Here is a 20,480-nt window from a genome sequence, read left to right as displayed (position 1 = left end):
ATAACTTTAGTCCAGATTTAGGCGCCATCACGAAAGCGCCTCAGCGAAATCCGGCCCCTTTTGAAGTCCATGGTCAGAATTCGATTTCTCAGGAAGTCCAGACCAAGCAATCCATCGATGGCCATATCTTTCGGCGTTCTGCCCGTAAACAGGATGGCTGAATGTTTGGGGCGAAGCTCATGCGCTTTTCGGTAAAGTTCATCGCGATCCCCAGCCTTCCGGGGCGGGGCGGGGCCTGGCCGGCTGCGGCGTTGCTCGTCGGTCACAGCCCCAAAACGGGGATGCTCCCTCCTCGCGCCTTGCATCCGGCCAGGCGGCGCTCCCGCCAAAACCGGAAGTTATTTTTGCACAGTCCCTTAGAGCCGTTCCCTCAACTTCAAAAACTCCTCCACCCCGAGCAACTTCTTCACCTCGGCAAAGCTCATCGCGGCCGTCGCCAGTTTATCGACGCGGCCTGTTGTCTTCCACGACTCACACAGGTCGCGCATGGCGCGGGCGCAAACCATGAGCGATTCGATGGGGCACACCACGATTTTGTAGCCGAGCTGTTCGAGTTCCTTGACGGACAAGATCGGCGTCACACCGCCCGTCAGCATGTTGACGAACAGCGGGTGTTTGACACGCTTCGGAATCTCTTCCAGTTCCTTCAGCGATTCGGGCGCTTCGATGAAGGCGATGTCCGCTCCGGCGTCGCAACAGCGGTTGACGCGGTCGATCGCGTCATCCAGCCCGTTCATTTGCCGGGCATCCGTGCGGGCGAAGATCACAAAGCTCGGGTCGCTTTTGGCGCGGACGGCCGCCTTGATTTTCAAGACCATTTCCTCAGTTGGGACGACCTGTTTGTTCGCGAAGTGGCCGCAGCGTTTCGGCATCACCTGATCTTCCAGCAAGATCGCCGAGGCGCCGGCGGACTCGAACAGTTCGACCGTCCGCTGGACGTTGTGCAGGTCGCCGTGGCCGGTATCGCCGTCGGCAATGACCGGTATGGAAACGCGCGCCGCCATGCGGCGGACGGCATCGGCCATTTCGCTCACGGAAAGGAAGTTGATGTCCGGCAGACCGAGCATGGAAGCGCTGGTCCCAAAGCCGCCGATGAAGACCGTTTCGAATCCCGCTTGCTCGACAACGAGGGCGGTGAAGACATCGTGCGCTCCCAGGCTGCGGATGATGCCCGATTGGGTGAGGAGTTGGCGAAGGCGTTTAGGGCCGCTGCTCTGGTTCATGCCGGCATCGTGCAGCAATCGGGGAATTTTCTCTACTGAGAAAACGGCGGCTCATTGGATTTTTCTCGTGCTTCGTTCCTGCATCCAGAGGATGTCCTTGTTATTGGACGACGCCACGGGATCGAAGGAGAGGAAACCGCCCTTCTTGATCGGCGGCATCGTTCGCGGGTCGAGCCAGCGTTTGATTTCCGAATGCCCGTCCGCGAAGGATAATCCGCCAGCTCGGTTGTGGTAACTAGCGGGATAATCCTGGAAAAACGCGGTCTTGGTCGGCTGATCCGGATAGCCCGCCATATTGACACCGAAGCCTCCGCTGGTGATGCCGTCTTCGCGCGCGTCCAGGAGCACAAAGGTTCGCGACGGCCCCGGATCAATCAGATCTCCAAACCGGTTGTAAATCCGCCAACCGCGTCCCCAAACATATTCATAGAGGTCGATTCCATCCACTGCGCCGAACCAATAATTCATCGACATGCTGCGCACCCGCGGCACAGGCTGGCCTTTGAATGGGCCGGAGCTCGGTTTGACTGCGGAACGGTCTGCCGGACATTTCCATATCGCGGTGGACTGGCAATAAGGCCAGAGCGGACTTTTCTTGATGTCCAGTTCGATCGAGGGTGCGGGAGCTCACATATGCTGCTGGATTGAACGGCCTGACTTTCAGTTCAGACGGTCAACGACTCGCTGGCTGGGCCGATGATGGCACTGTGCCCATCTGGAATGTTCAGTCAGGCGAGTTCATCGCTGTTCTGAGAGGGCACGGCGGCCGGATCACGCGCGCTGAATTTGGTTCGGACGGTCGGCGAGTCTCGACCAGGGCTTCAGACGGCTTTGGCGTGGGAGCCGTTTGGGATGCCCGCACAGGCGAGTTGCTGACTCCCTTCTTCAAGAATTTGGCCAATGGCACTTCCTTCAGTCGGGACGGCACGATGGTCTTTAGGTTGGATGAGAACAGGCGGCCGAGAGTTCTGGACGCAGCGACAGGGGAGCCAATCACCCCCCTTCTCTCGCTTTCCGCTGAAGCCGCTGAGGGCAGCCTGTCCGCAGATGGCCGGTACCTGGTCGCAGCATATCGAGATGGCAAAGCCCGCGTCTGGAAACTTCCCCGGGACCAACACGCGGTGGAAGACTTGGTGCTGTTGGCTCAAGTTCTCGCCGGACACAAACTCACGACGAAAGGGGCGTTCATGCCTCTGGAAGCGACGGTCCTGAGCAATGGATGGTGGAAACTGCGGACCACGTATCCAGACGAAACTCGGCTTTCCCGGAGCGGGCCTCCTCAACCGACAACCAATCGCTGATATTCCAGGCTAATGTACCGATCTGTCATGCCCGCGATGTAGTCGCAGATCGCGCGGGGCCAGCCGATCTGGCGGGCGCGTTTGCGGGATTGTTCGCCGACCGCTTCGTGATGCGCCAGGCAATACCGGAAAAGCTCTTCGATCATTCTCACGGCGCGCAAGTTCGGTTCGTGAACTTTCGGGTTGTAATAAAGGTTCTGGTACAGGTAATCGCGCAGCTCCCGATTCTGCTTTCGGCGCGACGCGCTGTATTGAACGAGCGCTCGGGGAAAAAGACGGACTTCGTCCGCGGACTGAACGCCGGCATTTTTCAACCGCTGTTCCGTCGTGGAAACGACGTCCTTCACCTGGCCATCGATGACGCAACGAATGATGAAGTAGCGGCGGCATTCGTCGGGCAAATCGCCGTATTCCTTCCGTACGGTCCGCGCGGCTTCCCCCCAAATGCGCGCATTCCGGCGGAGATCCTTTTCGTTCAGCAACTCCGCATCCAGTCCATCGTCCAGATCGTGGCTGTAATAAGTGATTTCGTCGGCGAGGTTGGCGACCTGCGCTTCGAGCGAGGAGGATTTGGCCTCGAATCCTGCGCGCCGGCTGGGATGATCGTAGCTGGTGAAATGTTTGGCGAGTCCTTCGCGAACTTCCCAGGTCAGATTCAAACCGGGGAAGAGCGGATACTTTTGCTCCAGTTCCTCGACGATGCGCAAGCTATGGAGGTTGTGCTCGAATCCGCCATGATTCTTCATCAGCTTGTTGAGCACCGTCTCGCCTTTGTGGCCGAAGGGCGGATGGCCCAGGTCATGCGCGAGCGCGATAGTCTCGGCCAGGTCCTCGTTCAAGCGCAGCGCGCGGGCGATATTGCGCGAGACCGCGGCCACTTCCATGGTGTGGGTGAGGCGGGTGCGCAGATGATCCCCGGTGCCGTTCAGGAAAACCTGGGTTTTGTATTCCAGTCTGCGGAACGCGCGCGAGTGGATGACGCGGTCGCGGTCGCGCTGGAAATGCGTGCGCCACTCCGGAGGCGGCTCGTCGAACTTCCGCCCGCGGGTTTCGGCGCTGAATTGCGCGCAGGGCGCGAGGAAGCGGCGCTCACGCTTCTCAAGCTCTTCGCGACAGCAGGCCATCGGAAATCAGAGCAGAGAGAGAAATTCCTCCACGGTTAAACCGGAGTGCCGGATCAATGCCCGCAGGGTTCCGGCAGAGAGTTCCCGATGTTGAGGGATGGACAAATTCGCTTTCACACCCGGCTTAACCATCACCAAATGGCTGCCAACCTGTCCGGCTTTCTGCCACCCGGCTTTGTGAAATACGCGCACGGCTTCTCTGCCAGAAATGTTCGCCAACCTGCCCACGGCCTACACAGCCACCACGACCGACCGTTGCCGGGATCGGCGTGACCGTTTCGCATTCGCCTTCTGGTCTTCGGCCCAAAGCCAAGCTGTAATCGCCTCTTTGATGTTTTCGAGAGCCTCCTTTTCATCGAGGCCTTGCGAAACGCATCCCGGCAGCGCCGGACACTCCGCGACAATCCAACCGTCCTCGGCCTTCTCCAGATTGACATGAAACATCATAAACGCCTTCTAATTCGCCAACAAATTCTGCACCGCCACGCCGCGCAGCTCAAACAGCCGCCGGATCACGTCCTCGATCAAATTGTTCGGACACGACGCGCCGGCTGTTACGCCCACCGTGATTTGGCCCGGCGGCATCCAGGCTTTGGTTTCGATTTCCGCGTGCGTGTGCTGGTCGAAGTGCACGATCAAACCGTCCGAGATCATCTTCGAGGCGTTCTTGATGAAAAAAGTCGGCAGCTTCGCTTCGCCCATCTCCGCCAAATGCGACGTGTTCGACGAATTGTAGCCGCCGATGACGAGCAAAAGGTCCAGCGGCTCGGCCAGCAATTTCTCCAGCGCATCCTGGCGGTCTTGCGTCGCGCCGCAGATCGTGTCGAAGAACCGGAAATGTTTGTCCAGTTCCACCGCGCCGTATTTTTTCTCCATGGCCGCCTTGAGCCGGCGCTGCACTTCTTCGGTTTCGCCGCGCAGCATCGTCGTTTGGTTGGCCACGCCGATGGCCTGGAGATGAACGTCCGGATCGAAGCCGGGCGAGTACGCGCCTTTGAACTTCTCGAGGAATTCCGCTTTGTTGCCGCCGGTCAGGATGTAGTGACAGACGTAGTCCGTCTCGGCCAGCGTGAAGACGACCAGGTAATGCCCCTTGCCGCTGGCCGTGGCGCGGGAACTCGTGGCCTTCGTTTCCTCGTGCCAGGCTTTGCCGTGGATGATGCTCGTGACCGAGTCGTTCGCGTACTGGCGGACGCGTTTCCAGACGCTCATCACGTCCCCGCAAGTCGTATCGACAAAGAGGCAACCCTTCGCTTCCAGTTTTTCCATCGTCGAAGTCTCGGCGCCGAACGCGGGAATGATCACCACGTCGCCTTGCTTCAAGTCGTCGAGGTTGGCGTTCCTTTCCTTGCCGGAAAGGAACTTGATGTCCATGGCCCGGATCTGGTCGTTGACTTCCGGGTTGTGAATGATCTCGCCGAGGATGTAGATGGGCTGATCGGGAAAGACCTTCCGCGCCGCGTACGCGAGGTCAATCGCGCGCTCGACGCCGTAGCAAAACCCGAACTCCTTGGCCAGCTTGACCGTGAGCCGCCCTTCCGCGGACACGACCAGGCCTTTCGCCCGAATTTGGTCGATCAATTCGCTTCGGTAATGCGACAGCACCTGAGCCTGGACCGCGGCCATGACATCGGGCCGGCGGAGATTGATCTTTCGCGGCGCACTCGGCGCTAGGGTTGACATAATTCGATGGTGCGGAGTCTAACAGTGCCCGCCGGATCGTCGAGACAGGATTTCGCCGCGCCGGCATGAAAGGTGCGTCCGCAAGTTGGCGGTGAAGCGTAGCGCAGATTTTCAATCTGCTGTATCGCTGACTTGTAGTCAGCTACGCGACAAACTCACCCGACCGCGCCGGATTGGCCGGTGTGCCGCAGATTCCAAATCTGCGATACGGCAGAGTGGAACTCTGCGCTACGTGGACGGCGATCACTGACCGCGCTCTAATGGGCGACAACTCGTGGACGCACTGGGCATGAAGGCCGGCACGAAATCACGCCCTGGATTAACTTCCTCCTCGCGATCATCCGGCGAGGCTGCGCCGAGTTCGAACCACGAGCCGCGACTACCGATCCCAGTCGGGCTAAGGGGTCATGGAGCGTCGAACCAGCGCCCCCCACCTCACTCCGCGGACTTCTTGGGCACCGGCTTTGCCCAGCAGAAAACCAGGATGAAAACGCTGTGGGAAGAGAGTATTCCCGAACTTGCGAGCTTGCCGAAAAGGGAACGGCGCATGGTGGTTCGATTGGCGGTGAACGAGGCTTGTCTTAAACACTGGCAGATTGCGGCGAGTTTCTTGGCATTTGCCGCCGTGCTCTTCGCCATGGCCTTTTTGGTGTATTGGTTAGCGTCGTCACTCGGTTTTGTTAAGATCGAAGGAGAGTTTCCGAATCAGCGCCCCGCTGCAGCCATTGACCGCAGATCAGCTTCAACCCTCGCGACAGGACCGTTCCGCGGCGTTCAAAGCGCCGACCGTGAAAACCATCGGGTAGAGCCGCTCGTGGTACCAAAGCCTGGCAAAGTAGAAACCGATCGGCGATGGATTCTTCCAGGTTCCATTCTCCACTTGTTCCACCAGCCAGGTCGTGCCCTGCGTGATCGCAGACCGGACTTCTCCCATTTCTTGGCCAGCGCCGTTCTTGGTTGTGCTTGCCAGGGCCTCCAGCGCGAGCGCGGTCTCTTCGACGGAACCCGGACCGCCCTTGAAGCCGCCCCAGGCGCCGTCCGGATTCTGCGCGCGCACCAACCACTCGATTCCCCGCGACCGCGGTCCCTCGCCTGATTTGATTCCGAGCGCCGCGAGTTTTTCCAGTGCGAGCACGACGCGCGCGGTTCCATAGGTCGGGTTCTGGTCGTCCGGGGCGAATTGATTTCCGAACCAGAGCGGAACCCACGAGCCATCTTCGCGCTGGGTTTGCCGCAAGTATTCCACCGCTCGAACGGTGGCCTGATCGAGCCGCGTTCGCACGTTTGATGGGACGTCCGCGCGCCACGCCGCCCAGGCGCGCAAGCCGTGCGCGGTCAAATCCGGGCTGCTGCGGTCGAACGGCAGCGCGCCCCAGCCCCGGCAGAACGTGGGAATCCCTCCGTCGCGATTCTGGAGGTTCAACAGCCAATGGATCCCCGCCAGCGCCGCGGCGCGTGTCGAGTCACCGATCTCGCCCAGACTGTGCAACGCGAGCAATGCTCCGGCTGTGTCGTCGGCATCCGGAACGCCTCCCGGCAAATCCGTCCAGGCCCAGCCGCCCGGCGCGGCGTGCGTGTAGGGATGTTCCTCGCGGTATTGCTGCGCGAGAAGCCATTCTCGGATGGCCCGGAGATCGTTGGGTTCCAAAGCCAGCGCGCTCACTCCCGAATCAATCGCTGGCCGCGGCCCGAGCGCATTGAGCGCGAGCGTGGTGACCCACGTCGCCAGATTCGTGTCGATGGGCCAGCTTCCGTCCGGACGCGGCGATTTCTCGAGAAATTCGAGGCCGTGTCTTGTGACCGGATGGGCCACATTCCCGGCGCAGGCGAGGCTCATGACGACGAAGCTCGTCAGCGGCGTGGCCTCCAGAAATCCGCCGCTCGAAGGTTGAATGCTCTGAAGAACGGCGAGCGTCCGGCTCCGCGTCAGAGCCCGGACAAAGCGCGCGAGAGGGTTTCTCGAAGGCAAGTGATGATGCCGCGCCTGGCCAATCGCGATCAACGCCGGCAACGCATAGCTGACCACGGGCAGCCGCAGCGCCGCGAACCATTGATGCGGGCAAGCCGCCAGTTCAAAGGGCAGCGGCAGAATCCGGCGCCACGCCCCGGCCATCGGCCCCAGTCGTCCGCCCAGCGCGCACGTCAGGAGGATCGGAACGGAGAAAGTGCGATCCTTTCCGTAGCGCCGGATGATGGCCGGCGCAAGGTGTTCAGGATCGATCCCTCCAGCCCTTTCAGCCAGCCAGTTTTCCGCGCGCGCAACGACGCTTCGGAACTTTGCGTCGCTCCCCTGCACGATCCCGAACGCCGCCCAGCACAATGCCGTCGTGCTGATGTTGCTAACACTGATGGTCGTGTCGCCCCAGCCGCCGTCGGAGTTCTGGTGTTGGGCGAGCCACTCCAGTCCGCGCTCGATCAGGAGTGCGGAGTGCGGAGTGCGGAGTGCGGAATGTTTTTCAACGGTGGCAAGGGCGCAGACTGCGGTGGCAGTCGAAAGGGCACTGCTGGAAAGTTCCCCGACCCAATGGCCGCCGGGTGCACGGGCGCCGAGCAATTCCCGGCGCGCTTGGGTCAAAGCGGCCGTGAGACGTCGCCGAAACTCAGTTCGTTTCACTCCCGCGATCACAGGGGTGCCGCTGTGTGAAATTGTTAAATCGTTAAATGGGTTGAATGAGTTAAATCGTTACAAGGTTACCGCGGCGTGACGGCTCTGGAGCTTCAATCCTTTTAACGAATTGACTCATTCAACTCATTTAACCCTTTTAACCCAGGGACGCATTCAGACGAGATCCTTTTCGCGTTTGCGCGCCGGCATCACGGCGCACGCTTCTTTGCATCCGAACAGCCGGCTCAGGAGATGCCGGTTCCGGCTCACCCAGGCGTAAACTTTTTCCGCGATCCAGATGACTCCGGGAATCCAGAGGAACAGCGCGAGCGGCACGAGCAGCGGCATGCGCAGGCCGACAAACCGGATGCACCGGGCGCCGCGATAAACCCGCCGTTCCGGCGTCACGCAATGCATGGCTTCCAGCAAGTCTTCGCGCGTCAGTTGCGGAGCGATCTGGCCGGCCTCCGGGTGTGAAAGCGGCAGGAGGCGGACGACGTTGAACCAGTCGAGCCAAGTCAGCACTTTCATCTGAAATGTGCACAGCGGGCAGGCGTCGTCGTATAGAACGATGTACGGGTTCGATCCCATAGAAGTTCGGGGGCAATCTACGAATGATCCGTCGCTCCAGTCAAATCATCCTGGGGGCCATGACGGAGCTCTGAACTCTGAAGCGCTTGGCTTCACGTGTCACGCGGCAGCGTCTTGGAGTCTTGGAGTGCGGCAGTCCGCTCGTTCCCTGCACGTTTTGGTCTCGGAACCATGCCCACGGCCCATGAAACGATCGCCGGTATGAGTCCGTCCCGGCGAGCTGCTCCACGCGCTTGGAACACGTCCGACTCGGCTCGCTGGGGACAGGCTTGCCCTACCGTCTCGGAACCGATTTGATTCTTGGTTCGTGCTCTGTTCTCAATGGAGGCATGACAGATTCATTACACGCTCTTGTTCGCAGGTTGCTGCCAGGTCTGCTCGGACTTGTGGTTTTGCCCCACGAGGCGCTGGCTTTGGAGCCTTGCCGCATCGAGGTCGTCGAGAAGGGAAGCGGTTGGCCCGTGCCGCTCGTCGAGTTGCGCACGACACATCATGCGCGGTTCGTATCGGACAACGCGGGCGTCATCGCCTTTGATTTGCCGGAGTTAATGGGACGCGAGACGTGGTTCGATGTCCTCGGCCACGGCTATGAAGTGCCCAAGGATGGTTTTGGCAGCCGCGGAGTGCGCCTGACGCCTGAGCCGGGCAAGACGCTGCGCGTCGAAGTCAATCGCACCATCATCGCCAAACGCCTGGGCCGTCTCACGGGCGGCGGGCTTTTCGCGGAAAGCCAGAAACTAGGCCAGGCGCTGGATTGGCGCGATTCCGGCATTCTTGGCTGCGACAGCGTCCAGAACGCCGTCCATCGCGGGCGCCTGTTCTGGCTCTGGGGCGACACGACGATCGCGCGCTATCCGCTTGGCATCTTCGACGGTACGAGCGCGACTTCCGCCGTGAAGCCGCTGGCGAAATTCGAACCGCCCATTCGGCTGAAGCTCGATTATTTCACGGACGCCAAAAGCCTGCCGCGAGGCATCGCCAAGATGGCGGGCAGCGGGCCAACCTGGGTCACCGGCTACGTGAGTCTGCCGGACGAGAATGGCAACGCGCGGCTCGTGGGCAGCTACATGAAAGTCAAACCGCCGATGGAAGCGTATCAATGGGGGCTCTGCGTCTGGAAGGACGAGTCGGCGAACTTCGAGCCGCTGCACGTCCTCTGGACGAAATCCGACGCCGCGCCAAAACCGCCGCCCGTCCCCGAAGGCCATCCGGCGTTTTGGAAGGACGAACGCGGAAAGGATTGGGTGCTCTTCGGCAACCCGCTGCCGGCGCTGCGCTGTCCCGCGAGCTTCGAGGCCTGGCAGGATTCTTCGACCTGGGAAGTCCTGAAGCCGCAAGAAAGCCTCGCGTCCGCCGCGGACGGCAAGCCCGTAAAGCCGCACAGCGGCTCGATCGCTTGGAACAGATTTCGCAAATGCTGGGTGACGGTGTTCATGGAAACCTTCGGCAAGCCGTCCGCCTTTGGCGAACTCTGGTATGCCGAAGCCGACGCGCCGACCGGTCCGTGGGGCAAGGCCGTGAAAATCCTGACGCACGAGAACTACACGTTCTACAATCCGCGGCTGCACCCTGAATTTACGCCAACCGACTCGCCGGTGCTGATCTTCGAGGGGACTTACACGATGCAGTTCGCCGATAAACCCGCGCCCACGCCGCGCTATGATTATAATCAGATTCTTTACCGCCTCGACCTGGATGATCCGGCGCTGAAGCTGGCTCAACAGGGTCGAGCAAGGTCGGCTGGACTTCTTCCAATGGTTGATTGACTGGTGCATGCTGTCGGTGTGCTCGACCTTGGCCCGTTTCAGCATTTGCAACTGCGCGGCGGTTTCACACTCGTCGAAGTCCGCCTTACGGCGCAGCCATTGCTTGACCCGCTCGATCGAGCTGCGACCGCCCAAACCATCATTCGCGCAAGCCGCTTCCACATCTTCCTCCGGGCCGACTTGGACGAACGAGAAATGTCTGTCTCCCTCTACCACGAGGTGTTGGAGGCGGCGACGGTGGCCATGGAACAGTTACCCGCTGCCGTGGTTCAATTAAACGAGGGCGATTTCGAGCAGGCCGCGCAGGCGGCTCACCGGCGACTCGGAATGGCATCACCCGAAACGCTGAATCAGATGTTGGCAGAGTTCGGTTTTTGAATTTAAGATTACCCTGTGAAAGGCGACATCGAAATGCTCCTGCTGAAGCTAGCGGATGGCGCGCGCATCCTGCGTTTTAGCGAGTCAGAGTCAGGGCTATGCTTGGAGAAACGGCTCGACCCGAAGGAGCCTGTCTTTCGCCAGAAGGCACGCTGGAAGCGGGTCTTTAAGGCCATGCTGAAACGCGAACTAGGCACGGCCAGCTGAGCAGTTCGAGCAGTTCGTGCTGACTTTTCTTCTCAGGCCACGTTCAATAATCCGCCACCGATCCATCCTCGAAATAGATCGACGGGTTCGGATTGGAATGCGGGTGTTTCCGGGCCACGTCTTCATTGAGGTGCAGGCCCAGACCCGGCCAGCGCGGCAATTCCGCGTAACCGTCCTTGATCGTCACCGTCCGCCCGTTGAACAAATCGAGTTGCCAGCCGGTCGGATTGGGGTGCGATTCCTGGATCACGCAATTGGAAGTGCTCGCATCCACGTGGAGCGACGCCAATCCCAGCCCCGTGGAAAGGCTCCCCGGCCCGTGCGGGGCGACTTCGATGAACTGCGCCTCGGCCATGGCCGCGATCTTGCGAATCTCGGTGATCCCGCCGCACTGGATCACATCCGGCTGCACGTAACTCACCAGATGGCGGCTGATGATGTCTTCGAACATCCATTTCGTGGTGTGCCGTTCGCCAGTCGCCAGAGGAACGGTGGTGTGCTTGCCCAGCCATTCGAGCGTGTCGTTGCCTTCGAGTTGAATCGGTTCTTCGAGAAACAGGATTCGGAGCGGCTCGATCGCCCTGGCAAATTCCAGCGCCATCGTCGGCGTCAACAAACCGTGCGCGTCGATCAGAATATCAAAGTCATCGCCGGCGGCAGCCCGCATGTCTTCGATGATCTTCACGGCCCGCTTCAAGTTCCACGGGCGTTTGATGACGCGGCGCCCGTCGATCATATCGGCGACGACCGGGCTGGTCTTGATCGCGGTGTAACCCATTTCTTTGGCGCGTTGCACTCCTTCTTTGCCGCTGCCGTGAACGTAAAGCCGAATCCGCTCGCGCGCCGCGCCGCCCAACAGCCGCCAGACGGGAACCTCCAGCAATTTTCCCAGAATATCCCAGAGCGCCAGATCGACGCCGCTGATGGCCGCGTTCAGCACTGGGCCGCCGCGCCAGCGCGGCCAGCGATACATTGCTTGCCACAAAAACTCGACCCGTGTCGGATCGCGTCCCAAGAGAACCCGCGCCAGATCATCGACGGCCGCTTTGCACGTCGGAGCTTTGCGATGGACCGACGTGTGCCCTTCGCCGATCACGCCCGCATCGGTGAAGACCTTGAGATAAACTTCATCCTCGACGATCAGGGATTTGAGATCCGTGATCTTGATGCCTTCCGGGATTTTCGCTCCCTGTGATTCGGGAATAATTCCGGACCAGAACGGCGCGGCGGCCAGCGCGAGGCCGGCGCGTTTGAGGAATTCTCTGCGGCTGGCAGGGCGCGGGTCGGAGAAAGAGTTGTTCATAAAGGAGACGGGTTTGGTGAATTCGGACGAAAGTGTATTCATCTCCGAAGACCGCGTAAAGCGGAGAGCCAGGTGTGCCGGTAACTTCCGGAATTCAAACAAGAACCTCGTTGCGGCTGGCAGCCTCACTCCTTTTGGGTTTTTCGTGTATTTCGTGGGCTCAACTGCTGGTGCGAAATCTGGCGGACGCCTGCTGCCACGTTCACGATCTCTTTAGTCTGATCGGTCCAGCGGATCTCCAGCGCCTCCGGTTCGTCGGGCAACCCAAGGACAACCTCGGTCGAATTCTGCGAGCAGTAACCCTCGCCAAGCCTAATCTCCTTCGCCGGTCCGAGATTGCCCCCGCGAAACACGACTCGCAGGACGGCGCCAATCGCTTGCGGGTTTTCTGCCGAACCCCGCAGCCGGACCCGTAGTCCCGGACGCGCCTGCACATTCCGAAAGAGTGCCGTCGGACCGTTGTTCTGCCCGATCGCGAGATCGAGCCGTCCGTCATGGTCGAAGTCGCAAAGGGCAGCGCCGCGCCCTTCACCATAGACTGCGAAACCGCTTTCGTTCGTGCGCACCGCGGCCAAACGTCCCGCTCCGGTCCCCCGGAGCCAGAGGCCACAGCCGGCATCATGGCGGCTCTCCGAAGGCGCGACGCCGAAAAAATTCTGCGCCAGGAACAAATCTTCATGGCCGTCGCCATCCAGGTCCCCCACCGCAATGCCGAAGACCGGGGAAAGCTGGGCTTCATCCGGGAGCGGACCGGCCTCGAAGTAATCGCCGCGATTGAGCAAGAGAACTGAGTCGAGAGTGGCCGCGGCCGCTTCGCGCATAGGGGGCAAGCCGGCATCAAGCACGTCACGAACGGTGGCGGCGCTGAAAGCGGCAAAGCTCGGAAAACGCTCGCGCAACATCGGAAACACGCTGCTCAATGCCGCCCAATCTCTCGCCGGGACCCACTGGGCCAAGCCCGGATCGCGACGGGCTTCGATCAACGCCAGGTCACGCGACCCGCCCGTCTCGCCAAAATAAAGCCGGATGGGTTCGGCCAGAAATCGCCGCCGCGACGTGTTACGGCCCCAGTTTCCCGCGACCAGGTCCTGCCGGCCATCGCCATCGAGATCGCCCGCCGCGACGCTGTTCCACCAGCCGGTGAGCGAGTTGAGAGTGGGAAATCGCTGGGCGTTGAAAGCAGTGGAGGCTGGCGCGTTGAGCGGGACTTGATTGGTCCATCGAAGGGGCGCGTTCCAAGGCGTGAACGTGCCCCGGTCGTTTCTCAGAACTCGAAGCGGCTCCCAATCGCAGGCGAGAACCAATTCCGGCCAGCCATCGGCGTCGAGGTCAGTGAACAGAGCGCTGCTGACCAGGCCGATGTTGGAGAGTGGCCGGCTGGCTGCCGGGTCGAACTTGAGTTGCCCGCGCTCATTCCGCAGCAGGACCGATGAAGCCGGTTCGGGATACCGGCCCGCAATCACGCGCCCGCCGACAAACAGGTCGAGGTCGCCATCGCGATCGATGTCCGCGAGCGCTAGCGGACCCGTGCTGGCCGCCGAGCGCAGCAGGTTGTCGTCGGCAGCGCCGTTTACGACCGAGAATTGCCGAAGCGACGGCGCGTTGGTGGAGCCGTCCTCGTAATTGGCCAGTCCGATGAGCAGGACCAGATTGGTCGGATCGGGCTGCCACCCAAGGACCGCTGTGAGGTCTCGTTCCGCGGGAACTTCGAGAAACTTCGCCCGCTGCCGGATGAATTGGCCGCGACCGTCGTTGCGGAACACGGCCATCCGTCCGCCGCGCCCAGCGCCCACGATCAGATCGTCCCAGCCATCGCTGTTGAAATCGAGCCACGTCACGCCGGGGCCGAGCTGGCTGAGCTTGTGCGGCAAAAGGGGCTGGCGCGTGAAATCGTCGAAGGGTTCGTCCGCATGCTGATGTCCGAGCAGATGGCTGGCGTCCTGGAAGAGCGTGGGAGCGTGGGGCGTGAGGCGTGAATGGCGCGAGGACGCTTCAACGCTTTCACGCTTTAACGCCTCGCCGGCCGACACCGCGCCTGCTTCGTCGATTTCATAGGCGCAATTGGCCGGCACCCCTTCGATCTTGCTCTGCTTCCCGCTGCGCCACGCGACTTCGATTGTGATCCGATTGGTCGCGCGGCCGGCGGCGAAGGTGCGCTCAAAATCATCGCCGGAGAGATATCGCCCGCCGCAGATCATTTCCTGGCTTTGAACGGGCAGACCAGGCGCCCAGACGCGGATCTTCGCGCCGACGCCGCGCGTGTTGGGCGCCCGCCCGCGCAGGCGGACGGCGACTCGCGGGTTCGGCGAATCGTTGCGGTAAACCAGCGGGGCGTCGTTGAGGCAGTTGATGACGGCGTCGAGATCGCCATCGTTGTCGAGATCGGCGAGAGCCATGCCTTGCGAGACGCGGCGCGACTCGAAACCCCACGCGGCGCTGATTTCCTGAAACGTCAGATTGCCCCGGTTTTGAAAGGCAAGGTTTGGCGTGTCGAGTCGCGGGAACCGGCGGCGCGCGCGCAGTTGTTCCAGAGGCGGCATCCGTTTCCGCGCTGCGGCGTCGTCCAACTCGCGCGCGATGTCCGCATGCTGCGCGTCGCGCCAATGGCCGGTGGTGATGAGCAAGTCTTCATACCCGTCGAGGTCCACGTCGAGAAAGGCCGGGCACCAAGACCAATCCGACGCGTCGAGACCCGCGAATTGCGCGACTTCAGCGTAAGTGCCGTTCCCGCGATTGTGGAAGAGCATGTTGCGCGCGAACTGAGGGCGGTCGTCCGCCGTATTGCGAAACTGCGCGAAAGCCATCCGATCCATCACCTGGACCTGGCGGCGCGCATGTTCGCGGCTGAGCATGTCCGCGACAAAGAAATCATCCTGGCCGTCGCGGTCCACGTCCGCGAAATCGATGCCCATGGAGAACAAGCTGGTCTGGCGAATCGCCGTTCTGGTGATGGCTCGAAACCGGCCCAGGCCATTGTTGATCCAGATGCGGTCGGGAGACTGGAAATCGTTGCAGACGTAGAGATCGGGCGCGCGGTCGCCGTTCAAGTCGCGGAACATGGCGGTCAATCCCCAATCGTAGGGAACGCGGATCGCCGCGCCGTTCTCATCGAGAAAAGCGCCGTCGGTCCAGCTCACCGCTGCGAACCGGCCTTGTCCCGTGTTGCGGAACAGGGCGTCCGCTTCACCGTTCTCCAGGACGCCGCCCGATCGATCGAAGGAAAAACGGCCAGCCAGGTCTGGGGCCGTTGCCGCCCGCCCGTTCACGGTCAGGAGATGATAAACACCGTTGGTGACGCCGACCTCGAAACGGATTCCTGGCATGTCCCGCATGGTGTCGTTGCGGTAATTGACGACATACAGGTCGAGCAGACCGTCGCCATCGATGTCGGCCAGCGCCATCGTCACGCTTCCGTTCGTTCCGCGGAGCCCTGATTCATCGGTGGTCTCGCGAAAGCGCCCCCGGCCATCGTTCAGAAAAAGCCGCGGACCTCGAAAGACTCCGGTGACCAACAAATCGAGATCGCCGTCGCCCTCGACGTCGGCAAACGCGGCGCCGGTGGACGCTTGATCGGCGCAGGCGACGCCCGCTTCCGCCGCTACATCACGGAAACGCCAGTCTCCGATATTGCGAAAGAGCGCGTTTGGAGAATCCAGACCGCAGAAGTAAAGATCGCACAGGCCATCTCCATCGACGTCCCCCGCCGCGACTCCCGAACCGTTGAGAAAGATCTGGTTGGTGAGCGAACGCTCGTCGCTCAGGCGGTTGGTGAACGTTATCCCGGCGGTGGCCGCCACGTCGGTGAAACCGGTTCTTCCACCAGGAGTCAGGATCAGCGGGGCGCGCCGGTGGCCCTCATGCGTTTGCCAATTCAGATCGCCTGCTTGAGTGCCGTCCGTTAGTTGAGCCCACGGAACCCACCAAACACACAAAAACCAAACGAGCTGCCAGGGAACCGATCCGCATTTTGAAGCTCGCAGGCTTCCCATGAACGCACTTCCCGGACCGTGGCCTTTAGGCCGCTTCAACGCCCGACTGCGGGGAGTGCGCGGAAGCAGCCTGAAGGCTGCGGTCCGCACGGTTTTCGGTTCAAGGGCCATGCGCATGAAACGAGTGCCGGTTGGAGACACCCGCTTCGGTGAGGAATGAATGGCCGCTTGCCGCAATCGCCGAGTTGCTATTGGCGGAGGCGGTAGAATCTGGCGCCTGCGCTCGCCGACGTCGTGATCGACTTGCCCGTCGGCGCCGGCGTCACGTTCTGCCAGTTCGCCGGCACGAGTGAATCGGTCGATTGCAGGGTGCCGTCGCCGGTCCAGGAGATTACCACGTTCCCGCTTTGAAGGACGGCGGTGAGTTTGGGAGGCAAAGGCGCCGAACCGCCCGTGATCCTGGCGTTGTCGAAGTAACCGCGCACGACGTTGGATGCCTGCTGCACGTAGGCGCCGAAGCCAAAGGTCAGCCCTTGCGCGAACGGGAAGGCGACCTCCGCTCCGAAGACATCATCCACGTAGAGTTTCACGGTCGCTCCGTTAGCCACCATTTTGACGCGATGGTTCTTCTGGTCGTTGTACTGGGCGGGATCGAAGGCGGCGATGTTAATGCCGGCGTCGTTCGGATTATCGTCCGCCTGGCCGGTCACCTTGTTGTAGCGCCAGCCGAAGTTGTTGCCGTCCCACGCCGCGTGATCGGAAAAGAACAAGAAGTTGCCGCCAGGCTCCTTGATCCAAATTCCCGTGCGCTGCCGGGCTCCGGTGCCGGTGACCAGGACGAAGTCCAAAAGCACGCGATCAACTTCGAAGGTTACCGGAGCCGTGGCCGAGGCGGTGTAGGTCTTGGCCGTGACGAGCGCGAAACCGGGCCACGTCGCGGTTTCAGCCGTGACATCGATCTTCACCTGTCCGTTCGCAATCGTCAGCGCCGACTCCGCGGTGGCGGCCCCATCCTGGAACGGTGTCTGGTCGAGCACCCACTTTGTCGCGTCGATCGTGCTTGCGGTGAAGTCGTCGGTCAACAGCACTTGCGGGATGGAAACCACCTCGACGCCGAGGGAACCGGCCGCGCAATTCGCCGGCGAAGTGGCAATTTCAAAAGTCGTCGAACCCAACCCTACCGGAGTCACGGTAATCGTCTGAGTGTTCGGCGATCCGGCCGCGAAGTTCAAAGTCAGCACGCCATTCACGGCGCCGGACGGAATGGCAATCCCCGGATTGCGGCTGGTCACCGTCACCGTGGCGGAGGCGGCGTCGTTGAGCAACTGGGGAATCGTGACCGAGACCGGTTTGCCGGAAACAGCCAGTGTCATCGACACGCTTCGTTCGGAGAAGCTCGAGCACGGCAGCACGTATTCGATTCTGGCGTTGTCAAACTTGCCTGTGATCAAATCGCCCGTGGCGCGGGCATACGCTCCGAATTCCACGTAAATGTCCGAAGTGACCTCAAACGGGAAGCGACCGCCGGAAACGCCATTCAGAAACACTTCGACCATCGAACCGTCCGCCACGAGCTTCATCTTGTGCCGGCCCGGATCGAGATCGAGATCATTGAAGGCCGCCAGGTTGCTGCCGCCGCCGGTGGGGTTTCCGGGATTCACGTTCACTTGCCAGCCGTTCTCGCCGAGGTTGTGCGCGAAGAACACGAACCGGCTTCGATCGCCGTTGGTGATGAATACGCCGGTCCGCCCGGCGGTGCCCACTTGCTCGTTGGAAACGCGGTCCACTTCCACGGCGAGGTTGATGTCTTTCGTGGCGACGTAGCTCTTGGCCGTCTTCAACGAAGCGCCCGACCAGAAATCGGAGTCGCCCGCCCCGGTGATGTTAAGCTGGCCGCCGGTCTGGGTGACGGTGTAGGTACCCGTGCCGACCTCGAACGCTCGATTGGAGATTTGCCATTTCGCCGTGTCGATCGTCGCTCCGGCGAACGATTCTTCGAGCACAACGCCCGGCCCCGAGATGACCGCCACAGCCAGCCGGTTGGCGCCCGGAAGGTCGCCTTCCGCGGCAAACTGAACGGTTCCCAAACCCGCGCCGCGGATGCGGAAGGTGGCCGTGTTTGCTCCTCCGGCTGGGAACGTTACGTTCAGACTCGCCCCGGTTCCGCCGTCGGGGACCGCGAGATTGGCGTCGCTGCTGACGACGCGAACCTGAACCGGAGCCTGCGAATTCAGCCCCTGCGGAATGCGCAAAGTCACCGGCGGACTGAGTTGTCCAACACGCACGCTCATCGCGGTCGGCGAGAAAGTCGTTCCCCCGGCCGTTTCGATTCTTAGATTGTCCCAAGTGGTGTCGGCTGTGTCATTGTTGGCTCGCGCGTAACTCCCGAACTCGAAGACAACCGGCGAGAAAGGAAACTTAACTTCCGTGCCCTGGATGCCGTCCAGAAGGAGTTTCACCGTCTTGCCGTCCGCGATCATGCTCATGCGGTGCAATCCTCCATCATCAAAGGCCGCTCCGTTGAAGGCGGCGATGTCCGTGCCGCTGCCCGTGGGCACGTCGCCGGTCTCGCCGATCTTCCGATTGAAACGCCAGCCGCCCTCGCCCCGCACATCGGCGAAGAGGACGTATTTGTCCTTCGCCTCATTGAGTATCCACAACGCGCTGCGGGAGGCGGTGCCGACGCCGGCTTCGGCCACCCGATCGATGGACAGCGTGATCGTTTCTCCCTCGGACGGCGCAAAGGTCGGCACGATCCTTAGCGTTCCACCCGACCACCACTGCTGACTGGTGGTCCCGACGAATTTCAACACGCCATTCCCGGCTTCGGCGTGGATGTCCCCTTTGCCGCCTTCGAAAAACGGAGCGTCGGGCTGGTATTTGGCGGGGTCGATGGTATTCGCGGCAAAGTCGTCTGCGAAGACGACGCTGGTTTTCCGGACCACGGTCTCGATTCTCAAGTTGTCCCACGTCGTATCCGCCGTGTCGTTGTTGGCTCGGGCGTAGCTTCCGATTTCGAAGATCACCTTGGAGAATGGGAACTTCACTTCCGCGCCCTGGATACCATCCAGGAGCAGTTTCACGGTCTTGCCGTCCGCGATTATTTGCATGCGGTGCAACTGGCCGTTGTCGAACGAGCCCCCGTTGAAGGCGGCGATGTCGGTGCCGCTGCCGGTGGGCACGTCGCCGGTCTCCCCGATCTTGCGATTGAAACGCCAGCCGCCTTCGCCGCGGACATCGGCGAAGAGCACGTATTTGTCCTTCGCCTCATTCAGAATCCACAGGGCGCTGCGGGAGGCGGTGCCGACGCCGGCTTCGGCGACGCGATCGATCGAGATGGACACCGGCGTCTCTTGAGTGGCCGTGAACGCCGGCACGACGCGCACCGTGCCGCCGGACCACCATTGCTGGCTGGTCGTTCCGACGAATTTCAAGACGCCGTTGCCCGCTTCGGCGTGAATGTCGCCTTTGCCCCCCTCAAAGAACGGAGCATCCGGCTCATATTTGCTGGCCGGCAGCGTGTTGGATGAAAAGTCGTCCGAGAAAACGACGGAGGTCTTCAAATTGGTCTCGATTTTCAAATTATCCCAGGTCGTATCAGCCGTATCGTTGTTCGCCCGGGCGTAACTCCCGAATTGGAATATGACTTTGGAAAACGGGAATTTCACCTCCGGCCCTTGGATGCCGTCCAGGATCAGTTTCACCGTGCTGCCGTTGGCCACCATTTGCATCCGGTGCAATCCGCCGTCGTCGAAAGTGCCGCCATTGAAAGCTGCAATGTCCGTTCCGCTGCCCGTGGGCACGTCGCCGGTCTCGCCGATCTTGCGGTTGAAGCGCCAGCCGCCTTCGCCCCGGACATCGGCGAAGAGCACGTACTTGTCTTTCTCTTCGTTCAGAATCCACAGCGCGCTGCGCGACGCCGTGCCCACGCCGGCCTCCGCGACGCGGTCGATGGTGATCTTGACCGGAGTCTGCTCCGTGGCCTCGAACGTCTGGGTGATGCGAAGGGTGCCGCCGGACCACCATTGCTGGCTGGTCGTCCCGACGAATTTAAAGACGCCGTTGCCGGCCTCGGCGTGAATATCGCCCTTGCCGCCTTCAAAGAACGGCGCGTCCGGCTGGTACTTGGCCGGATCGATCGTGTTCGAAGAGAAATCGTCCGTGAACACAACAGCCGGGATTTGCGCGGAAGCGTGCGGCATCCCACAGGCCGCGACGAAAGCCGCAAGGGCGAGAAACCAAGCCCGGAGCGCTCTGTTTAGTGAGAGTTTGTCAATCGGACGCCGAACGCGGCCGCCAATGGATTGCATTTGGATACACATAGGTTTGCAGGCTTCAGGATGAGCCGGAGGATAACGAGCACGACAGGC

General features: G+C 61.3%; 15 protein-coding genes. 4 read left to right on the top strand and 11 right to left on the bottom strand.

What is annotated here, in order from left to right; genetic code table 11:
- Positions 1-356: 356 nt before the first annotated feature.
- Both FJ398_08620 and FJ398_08615 read right to left on the bottom strand, forming a co-directional pair.
- Positions 357-1,223, bottom strand: coding sequence for an isocitrate lyase/PEP mutase family protein (locus FJ398_08620; GenBank protein ID MBM3838016.1), 867 nt, complete (start codon positions 1,221-1,223; stop codon positions 357-359).
- Positions 1,224-1,274: 51 nt separating this feature from the next.
- Positions 1,275-1,697, bottom strand: a complete 423-nt coding sequence (locus FJ398_08615; protein MBM3838015.1) for a hypothetical protein — start codon at positions 1,695-1,697, stop codon at positions 1,275-1,277.
- 143 nt (positions 1,698-1,840) lie between these two features.
- Between FJ398_08615 and FJ398_08610 the strand changes: the two genes are divergently transcribed.
- Positions 1,841-2,524 (top strand): hypothetical protein, encoded by a 684-nt coding sequence (locus FJ398_08610; GenBank protein MBM3838014.1) that lies wholly within the window; start codon positions 1,841-1,843, stop codon positions 2,522-2,524.
- On the opposite strand, the gene FJ398_08605 is transcribed toward FJ398_08610, so the two are convergent.
- The 6 genes from FJ398_08605 to FJ398_08580 all read right to left on the bottom strand — a co-directional run bounded on the left by FJ398_08605 (position 2,503) and on the right by FJ398_08580 (position 8,527).
- Positions 2,503-3,648 (bottom strand): deoxyguanosinetriphosphate triphosphohydrolase, encoded by a 1,146-nt coding sequence (locus FJ398_08605; protein ID MBM3838013.1) that lies wholly within the window; start codon positions 3,646-3,648, stop codon positions 2,503-2,505. The genes FJ398_08610 and FJ398_08605 overlap by 22 nt on opposite strands.
- Before the next feature lie 6 nt (positions 3,649-3,654).
- Positions 3,655-3,876: a type II toxin-antitoxin system HicA family toxin gene (locus FJ398_08600; GenBank protein MBM3838012.1), complete on the bottom strand. Its 222-nt coding sequence runs from the start codon at positions 3,874-3,876 to the stop codon at positions 3,655-3,657.
- Positions 3,877-3,879: 3 nt separating this feature from the next.
- Entirely contained in the window at positions 3,880-4,095 is a 216-nt protein-coding gene (locus FJ398_08595; GenBank protein ID MBM3838011.1) for a type II toxin-antitoxin system HicB family antitoxin, read from the bottom strand.
- Between the two features lie 9 nt (positions 4,096-4,104).
- The gene (locus FJ398_08590) at positions 4,105-5,331 is read right to left on the bottom strand and encodes a 4-hydroxy-3-methylbut-2-enyl diphosphate reductase (GenBank protein ID MBM3838010.1); all 1,227 of its coding nucleotides are present in this window, start codon (positions 5,329-5,331) and stop codon (positions 4,105-4,107) included.
- Positions 5,332-6,073: 742 nt separating this feature from the next.
- Positions 6,074-7,945, bottom strand: coding sequence for a squalene--hopene cyclase (locus FJ398_08585; protein ID MBM3838009.1), 1,872 nt, complete (start codon positions 7,943-7,945; stop codon positions 6,074-6,076).
- Positions 7,946-8,110: 165 nt separating this feature from the next.
- Positions 8,111-8,527: a DUF393 domain-containing protein gene (locus FJ398_08580; protein ID MBM3838008.1), complete on the bottom strand. Its 417-nt coding sequence runs from the start codon at positions 8,525-8,527 to the stop codon at positions 8,111-8,113.
- A gap of 374 nt (positions 8,528-8,901) precedes the next feature.
- On the opposite strand from FJ398_08580, the gene FJ398_08575 reads away from it, so the two are divergent.
- From FJ398_08575 to FJ398_08565, 3 genes are read left to right on the top strand one after another with little or no spacing between them, the layout of a single operon-like run.
- Positions 8,902-10,293 carry a hypothetical protein gene (locus FJ398_08575; GenBank protein ID MBM3838007.1) on the top strand — a complete coding sequence of 464 codons (1,392 nt, stop codon included), beginning with the start codon at positions 8,902-8,904 and terminating at the stop codon, positions 10,291-10,293.
- Positions 10,294-10,311: 18 nt separating this feature from the next.
- Positions 10,312-10,671, top strand: coding sequence for a hypothetical protein (locus FJ398_08570; protein MBM3838006.1), 360 nt, complete (start codon positions 10,312-10,314; stop codon positions 10,669-10,671).
- Positions 10,672-10,686: 15 nt separating this feature from the next.
- Positions 10,687-10,878: a hypothetical protein gene (locus FJ398_08565; GenBank protein MBM3838005.1), complete on the top strand. Its 192-nt coding sequence runs from the start codon at positions 10,687-10,689 to the stop codon at positions 10,876-10,878.
- 43 nt (positions 10,879-10,921) lie between these two features.
- On the opposite strand, the gene FJ398_08560 is transcribed toward FJ398_08565, so the two are convergent.
- The 3 genes from FJ398_08560 to FJ398_08550 form a co-directional block, all read right to left on the bottom strand.
- Entirely contained in the window at positions 10,922-12,223 is a 1,302-nt protein-coding gene (locus FJ398_08560) for a galactonate dehydratase (GenBank protein ID MBM3838004.1), read from the bottom strand.
- Positions 12,224-12,306: 83 nt separating this feature from the next.
- Positions 12,307-16,287 carry a hypothetical protein gene (locus FJ398_08555; protein ID MBM3838003.1) on the bottom strand — a complete coding sequence of 1,327 codons (3,981 nt, stop codon included), beginning with the start codon at positions 16,285-16,287 and terminating at the stop codon, positions 12,307-12,309.
- Positions 16,288-16,358: 71 nt separating this feature from the next.
- Positions 16,359-20,420, bottom strand: coding sequence for a hypothetical protein (locus FJ398_08550; protein ID MBM3838002.1), 4,062 nt, complete (start codon positions 20,418-20,420; stop codon positions 16,359-16,361).
- Positions 20,421-20,480 lie beyond the last annotated feature (60 nt).

This window comes from Verrucomicrobiota bacterium (assembly GCA_016871535.1).
Lineage (GTDB): Bacteria > Verrucomicrobiota > Verrucomicrobiia > Limisphaerales > SIBE01 > VHCZ01.
Note: the sequence above shows the minus strand (reverse complement) of the source record. Positions and strands in the feature narration are given on the sequence as shown.